Genomic DNA, 7,046 nt, shown 5'->3' with positions numbered 1-7,046 from the left:
TATAATGATGGAAATGGAAATACTTCAACTCAAACTCAAAACGTAATTGTAGATGATGTTACTGCTCCAGTTGCTGATGCAGCAAGTTTGGCAGATGTAACAATGGAATGTGAAGTATTAGCTTCTGATGTAACTAAAACTACAGCTACCGATAATTGTGGAGGAATTGTTACCGTAACTAACGATGCTACATTCCCAATTACCACTCAAGGTACGACGGTAATCACTTGGACATACACCGATGTTAACGGAAACTCTTCTACGCAAACTCAAAATATTAATGTGTTAGCTTCTCCAATTTCTGTAGTAACATTTAATGATAAAACAGTAACTTATAATGGTAATTTACATAGTATTATGGTTAACAATTTACCAACAGATGCGAGTGTAACTTATTCAATTTCTCCTAGCGGAACTACGACCAATGGAGCAACAGACGCTGGTATTTATACGGTAACTGCAGTAGTTACACCACCAGCTACAGCTGTAAATTGTGATCCTATTACGCTTACTGCTACTTTAACCATAGAGCAAGCACCACAAACCATTACTTTTAATCCGTTGGCTATAATGGTATTAGAAGACGATCCAGATTTTCAGTTACAAGCCATAGCAAGTTCTGGGTTAGCCGTAGATTATACCTATACTTATACTTCAGCCAATCCACCGGCTACTGTTTCTAGTACAGGATGGGTAGATTTATTAACTTCTGGTTTGGTAGATATTACTGCTCACCAAGCAGGTAATGCTAATTATTTACCAGCTACTTCTGTTATGCAGACTTTACAGATTAATAGTAGAGATGCTTCTGCGCATAGTATTGAGATTGAAGATGAAGTATATAGCTCACCAAGTAATGAGATTTATTATTTAATTGCTTGTGAAGATGCGTTTAACGCTGTTACTGTTACTTTTGAAACAGAAACCAATGCAAGTGTAAATCCTTCTCATAATTTTACTATAGAAACTCCTATTCCTGGTATTTATCGTGAAGAGATAATTATTACTTCTCAAGATGGAAGTACAACAGAAACTTATTTGATAACGGTAGAAAAAATGTTTTCTTTTTCAGACATAGTAGAACAGAAATTTGATAATGTATTACTGGTTAATAATAATCCCTCTACCAACGGAGGCTATAGTTTTGTAGCTTATGAATGGTATAAAGATGATCAAATTATATCTGTAGATCAATATTACTCTGCAGGGCCTTCAACATTAGATTTATTAGATCCTTCAGCAGAATACTATGTACGTATGGAAACTACAGAAGGTGATATTTTACAAACTTGTATAGGTAGTATAACATTAGAACATGATTTTTCTGCTTCAATTTTTCCTAACCCAAATGAATCAGGAAGTGTATTAAATATAGAGTTAGAAGGTTTAGAAATATCTTCAGCAGAGCTATTAAATATAAATTTATATTCTTTACAAGGAGCTAAAGTAGGTCATTGGGTTTCTGATAGAAATTTTACCACGGTTAAGTTACCAGAAACTTTAGCCACAGGAGTTTATATTGTAAACTGTACTGCAGATAATAAAACATATAACTTTAAATTGATCATAGAATAAACCAACAATCATGAAATCATTATATATAAATAATTCAAATTTTATCAATTTTGTAATAATAGTCTTGTTTTTTGTGACTACTCTTGAAGGGTGGTCACAAAATATTAAGAGTGAATTTTCTATTAATGCTAGTGGAATTTTTTCTCAATTAGATTATGATTTACCGCAAGGCTATTTAGATAAAGATAGAGGTTGGAGTGCAGGAGTGGGATATGCTTATTATTTAACCCCTCAATGGTCTATTAACCTAGAAGGAAATTATCAAAAATACAGTTCAACCGCTCTTATAAATACTACAAGTGGTAGCTATCAAACAACAGATTTTGAAAATGAAGATTTTGAGTTCAGATATGTAGCTAATAACTACCAAGAGCAGCAAGAGCTTGATGTTATACACATACCTCTAACCTTACAGTTTCAAACAGATGGAGACACTAAGTTTTACATAAGAGGAGGAGTGCAAATAGGTATCCTCTTTAATTCTACTTATACCAGTTCTGTAGAGAAATTATCTACTAGTGGTTATTATGAGCAGTATAATGTAGAGTTATTTGATCCGATATTTATGGGTTTTGGAGAATTTAGTGATGTTTTTCAGAAAAACGTAGAGTTAGATTGGGATATGTCTTATAGCACGGTGCTAGAAACAGGAGTAAAAGCAGAAGTAGGAGATGCAAGGCATTTGTATATTGGTTTTTTTGTAAATTATGGAATAGCTAGTATAAGTTCAGATTCCACACAAAAACAATTAATAGAATATGAACAAAATACTCCAAGTGATTATACATTAGGAGGTATATTTAAATCTGGTCTAGCCCAAAATGCACGTTTACAATCTTTCGGAATAAAGCTTAGATATGCTTTAGGTGGGTATTAAAGCAAAATAATTGATATAGCTTAATTTAATTCACCACAAATTCAATTTTAGAACCAGCAATGATAATTGCTGGTTTTTTTATGCAGTTTAAATTCAGACATCTTATAAAGAAACTTTTATTCCTATTTAATAAATATACTTATATGCTACAATCCGCCATTCACATAAAACTACCGTCTATTGACTGAAATTTCATTTTTTATATTAAAGTATTGCCCATCTTTGATCATATAAATAACCCTAAAAATTAATAGAAATGAAAAAGATGAATTTTAAGAACATAGTAATGGTTGCTGTATTTTGTTTAGCTTTTGTATCATACTCTAACGCACAATCAGATAGAGGCGGAGAGCGTAAAGAACCACCAACATTTGCTAAATTAATAGAAGAGATGGATGCTAATGAAGATGGTAAACTTTCAGAAGATGAAGTAAAAGGCCCACTAAAAGAGAATTTTTCTACCATAGATACAGATGAAGATGGTTTTATTACAGAAAAAGAATTTGAAGATGCTCCTAAACCAGAACGTAAAGAAAGAGGAGGAAGATAATATGTTTATTAGTTGATTTGTTTATTTAGTAAAAAGCTTCATACCCCCACTATGGAGCTTTTATTAAATTTTAATCACTAATTCTCAAAATAAATCATCAGGTAAATTCTATACTTAATCATTAGAACATATTGATATGAAATCAAAAGATAAAATATTTAAAAAAATAAGTGTTTTCATTTTATTTATTTCCTATTTCATTTTAGCTTCTTGTTCTAGTGACGAGACAAGTATAGAAGAAGAAGATTCTAGTAATACAGAAATTGAAGTATTAGATGTAGAAGAGTCAAATTTTACAACAAGCTCATTAACAATTTCGGTAACGCCTTGTACTTTGTCAGATGGTACAGTAACAGATTGTTACCAAATTGTAACTAGTAGTGTGCCTTCAGATCATGAAATGGGACCTTGGTGCCCAAGTAACATTGCAGATAGTGCAGAAGAAGGAGGTATATGGTTAGAAGACGGTGAAGTTTATGACGTAGATGGAGAGTTTATTGCAAATATGGCTACATTTTATAACGATTCTAATTGGTTAATGTATGATAGTAACGGAGATGTTTATATTACAACTACCCTAGATGATTGTATTAATGCAGCAAACCCAAATGTAGGAGATGAGTATAACAATTTTTGTGTAGAATGTTTACCCGCTTACATTACAGAAGTAACCCAAACCTGGTTAATACCCATTACTCCTGTATTACAAGATACGCCGGTTTATTTTAATACTGCCGGAGGTGGTGGTTCAGAAATTAATATACCATCCACACGTGGTGTAGCATTAAACGGAATAGAATTTTCTGCTCCAGCACCCACAGATAATATTTTAAGTGCATATACTCTTGCTCCGTTTGATGATGCTGGCGGTCATATAAATGTACACCAAGGCTATCATTACCACGCAGCAACAGGTTTTAGCACAAAAATAGAACAAACAGATGAGCATTCTGCTCTAATAGGGTATGCATTAGACGGAATTGGAATTTATGAATTAGAAGATGAGCAAGGAAATACAGAAACAGATTTAGATGAATTACGTGGACATACAGACTCAATTAGAGGTTATCACTATCACGTAGATGAAGCAGGAAAAAATAATTTTATTAATGGGCTTAAAGGAGCTTATGTAGTAGAGTAATCTAACATATAAATAAATTTATATATGAAAAAAATATTTTATTCATTAAGTATACTATTACTTATAGCGTGTGATGATACTAGTACAAGTAGTGATGATATTGCTGTAGATGATGGTGTTACTACAACAGAAGGTGTAGATATAACAAGTGTTGTGCAAGCAAATTTTATCAATAATTATACAGAAGGTGTTACTGTTCAAGTCAACGATAGTGATATTTCTATAAGCAGTACTGGTTTGCCAGATCATAAAACTCCATATTGGGGAGAAGGTCACGAAATGTATGAAGATTTTCCAGGAACAAACCATGCAAACATGAACACTACTATGATTGCATTTAATTATGTAATGACAATACCTACAACTCCAGAAGAAGCTAGTGTAAAGGAGCAAACAGATTTTGGACCTATAGGGATGGCGTTAAATGGAGTGCCAATATATAATGATTATGAAGGAGGCGGATTATTAGCCGAAGATGCTTGGAGTACTTTTGACTCTTCTGGAGCACACCCAGGCCCAAATGAAGATTATCACTATCACTGTGAAGGTACATACTTAACTGTAGACGATTTTAATTTAATAGGTTTTTTAAGAGACGGTTTCCCAATTTATGGACGTAAAGATATGGATGAAAGCTACCCAGATGATTTAGATGAATATGGAGGGCATATTGGGGTTACACAAGATTTTTCTGATGGTATATATCATTACCATGTAAGTAATGAGGTTTATTCAACATCAGGTTTGTATGTTATTAAATCTGGTTCTTATTACGGAACAAAAGGGAGTTTTACAGAATAAAGTTTTTAAAATTTAAGTTGTTGAGAGTAAAGTTCAAAATAATAGTTTTTTTTATAGTTATCTCTTTTTTTTCTTGTAAAAAAGAGATAACTAATAACAAAATATTAAAAACTAACTCATCACTATCTTCAAATTCTACTTATGAGTTATCTACTATTAATTTAGATACAATAGCTTTTACAAATCCAGATATGAAATTTGTAAATGGAGAGTATTTTTTCAAGAATAAACCCTTTACTGGTATTGTATTTAAAATTTTAAAGGGTTATCAATTAAAAACTTATAGTTCTGTTATTAATGGAAAATTAAATGGACTCTACCAAAGTTTTTATCCAAATGGTAAACCATACGAAATTAGAAATTACAAAGATGGTTTGTCTGTAGGTAAACATATAGGTTATTGGGAGAACACAGGAAATTTAAAATTTGAATACAATTATAATAATCAACAAAAAGAAGGTTTACAAAAAAGTTGGTATGCTAATGGTGATCTAGCACATATATATAATTATAAAGAAGACAAATTAGAGGGATTGCAGCAAGCTTGGAGAAAAAATGGAAGTCTTTATAGAAATTTTATAGTAAAAAATGGAGCAAGATACGGTCTACAAAAAAGTAAATCATGTTATGAGTTAAATGATGAGAAAATTGTGTTACAAGTTGATAAATAATATTTTTAATTAAGTAAGTTTGGTTGAGAGGATGTTGCTAATTTGTTAGATTTTTAGCAATAAATACCCATAGTTTTTTTGTTTTTATGTAAAGTATCTACCCCAAATACTTTTTGTAAAACTTAAATCTGTGGGTATTATTATTACACGCCTTTAATTATTAGGAAGTAATTCTTTAGTAATTTCTTTTACAGTTTGCCTAGCAGTTTTACCAACACCGTAAATAGTAGCAGATGCAAATCCTGTCCAGTTACCATACCCTACAAGCCATAATTTAGGTTCTTTAGTAGATCTTGTATGTTCGGTTTTAATTTTATTATTTTCTATTAAATTTAATAATTTTAAGTGTTTTAAATTTGCCTGAAAACCCGTACACCAAATCACGGTATCAAATTCTTCTTTTTCTCCATTTTCCCAAACAACGCCATTTTTATAAAATTCTTTAAACGGTCTTACTGCGTGTAAAACATCTCTATTTCTTGCGTCTTTTACACTTTCTATCATTACAATATTAGAAAGTGAAACTTTAGTATCTTTTGAAGTGTTTTTTGTTTTACCTAAAAATTTTTGTGTTGCTTCATTAAAAAGATATCTGCCATCAATATCATCAGGTAAAAATTCTGGTTCATTTAATGTAACCCATTTTGTATCTGCAACTTTAGATACTTCTGCTAAAATTTGAGCTCCAGAATTACCAGCTCCAACTATCAGTACTTTTTTATCTGTAAGATCATTAGCATTTTTATAATTTACAGAGTGAATTTGTTGCCCAGAAAATTCATCTATTTTAGGATATGTAGGGATAAAGGGATTTTTAGCAGTACCTGTAGCGCTTACTAAAGTTTTTGAATAAAAAATACCTTTATTAGTAGTGGTTTTAAATAGATTATTTTCTTTTTCTACTTTTATAACTTCTGTATCCCTTTCTACATTAAAGTTATAACGTTTTTCATAAGCAGATAAATAATCTATAAATTCATTTTTTGTAGGATATTCACCTTTTGTTTTAGGCATTGCCCAACCAGATAATGAGCTATAAGTAGCAGGAGAAAAAAGTTTTAAACTATCCCAAGTTTTTAACCAAGATCCTCCAGGTTCTTTTTGATTGTCTAATATTAAATAACTTAACGAACTTCGTTTTAAAAAATAGGCAACAGACAATCCTGCTTGTCCACCACCAATTATAATAATATCGTATGTTTTCATCTTATAAATTTATATGGAGATAACTGTTAAAGTGGGGTAGTGGAGGTATAAATTATACTCTCATAATTTAAAGTATAAATTTACATAATTAGTTTTTTATGTATTTAAAAATCTAGAAGATATTTTATTTTATACCAAGTACTTCTTCAGTTTTAATAGTTTTTTCTAATTATCATAAGTTTTGACAATTATTTTTCAATTAAAAATAGTTAATATATACACTAT

The 7,046-nt window shown here is 30.9% G+C and carries 7 protein-coding genes; 6 read left to right on the top strand and 1 reads right to left on the bottom strand.

All coding sequences use genetic code 11. From position 1 onward, the window contains the following. The 6 genes from BUC03_RS14065 to BUC03_RS14040 form a co-directional block, all read left to right on the top strand. On the top strand, positions 1-1,575 hold a 1,575-nt coding region (locus tag BUC03_RS14065), incomplete at its 5' end, for a T9SS type A sorting domain-containing protein (RefSeq protein WP_143159207.1). A gap of 10 nt (positions 1,576-1,585) precedes the next feature. After that, entirely contained in the window at positions 1,586-2,452 is an 867-nt protein-coding gene (locus BUC03_RS14060) for an outer membrane beta-barrel protein (RefSeq protein ID WP_084112984.1), read from the top strand. A 265-nt stretch (positions 2,453-2,717) separates the two neighbouring features. Next, the gene (locus BUC03_RS14055; protein WP_234971636.1) at positions 2,718-3,002 is read left to right on the top strand and encodes a CREC-EF hand family protein; all 285 of its coding nucleotides are present in this window, start codon (positions 2,718-2,720) and stop codon (positions 3,000-3,002) included. 136 nt (positions 3,003-3,138) lie between these two features. Next, on the top strand, positions 3,139-4,143 hold the full coding sequence (locus tag BUC03_RS14050; RefSeq protein ID WP_073153473.1) for a YHYH protein: 1,005 nt from the start codon (positions 3,139-3,141) through the stop codon (positions 4,141-4,143). 24 nt (positions 4,144-4,167) lie between these two features. Beyond that, positions 4,168-4,944: a YHYH protein gene (locus tag BUC03_RS14045; RefSeq protein ID WP_073153470.1), complete on the top strand. Its 777-nt coding sequence runs from the start codon at positions 4,168-4,170 to the stop codon at positions 4,942-4,944. 20 nt (positions 4,945-4,964) lie between these two features. Further along, positions 4,965-5,615 carry a toxin-antitoxin system YwqK family antitoxin gene (locus tag BUC03_RS14040; RefSeq protein WP_073153467.1) on the top strand — a complete coding sequence of 217 codons (651 nt, stop codon included), beginning with the start codon at positions 4,965-4,967 and terminating at the stop codon, positions 5,613-5,615. A gap of 153 nt (positions 5,616-5,768) precedes the next feature. Here the strand turns inward: BUC03_RS14040 and BUC03_RS14035 are convergent, their stop codons facing one another. Next, positions 5,769-6,821: an ArsO family NAD(P)H-dependent flavin-containing monooxygenase gene (locus BUC03_RS14035; RefSeq protein ID WP_073153464.1), complete on the bottom strand. Its 1,053-nt coding sequence runs from the start codon at positions 6,819-6,821 to the stop codon at positions 5,769-5,771. Positions 6,822-7,046 lie beyond the last annotated feature (225 nt).

The sequence above is a fragment of the Mesonia phycicola genome, assembly GCF_900141885.1.
Taxonomy (GTDB): Bacteria; Bacteroidota; Bacteroidia; order Flavobacteriales; family Flavobacteriaceae; genus Mesonia; species Mesonia phycicola.
Note: the sequence above shows the minus strand (reverse complement) of the source record. Positions and strands in the feature narration are given on the sequence as shown.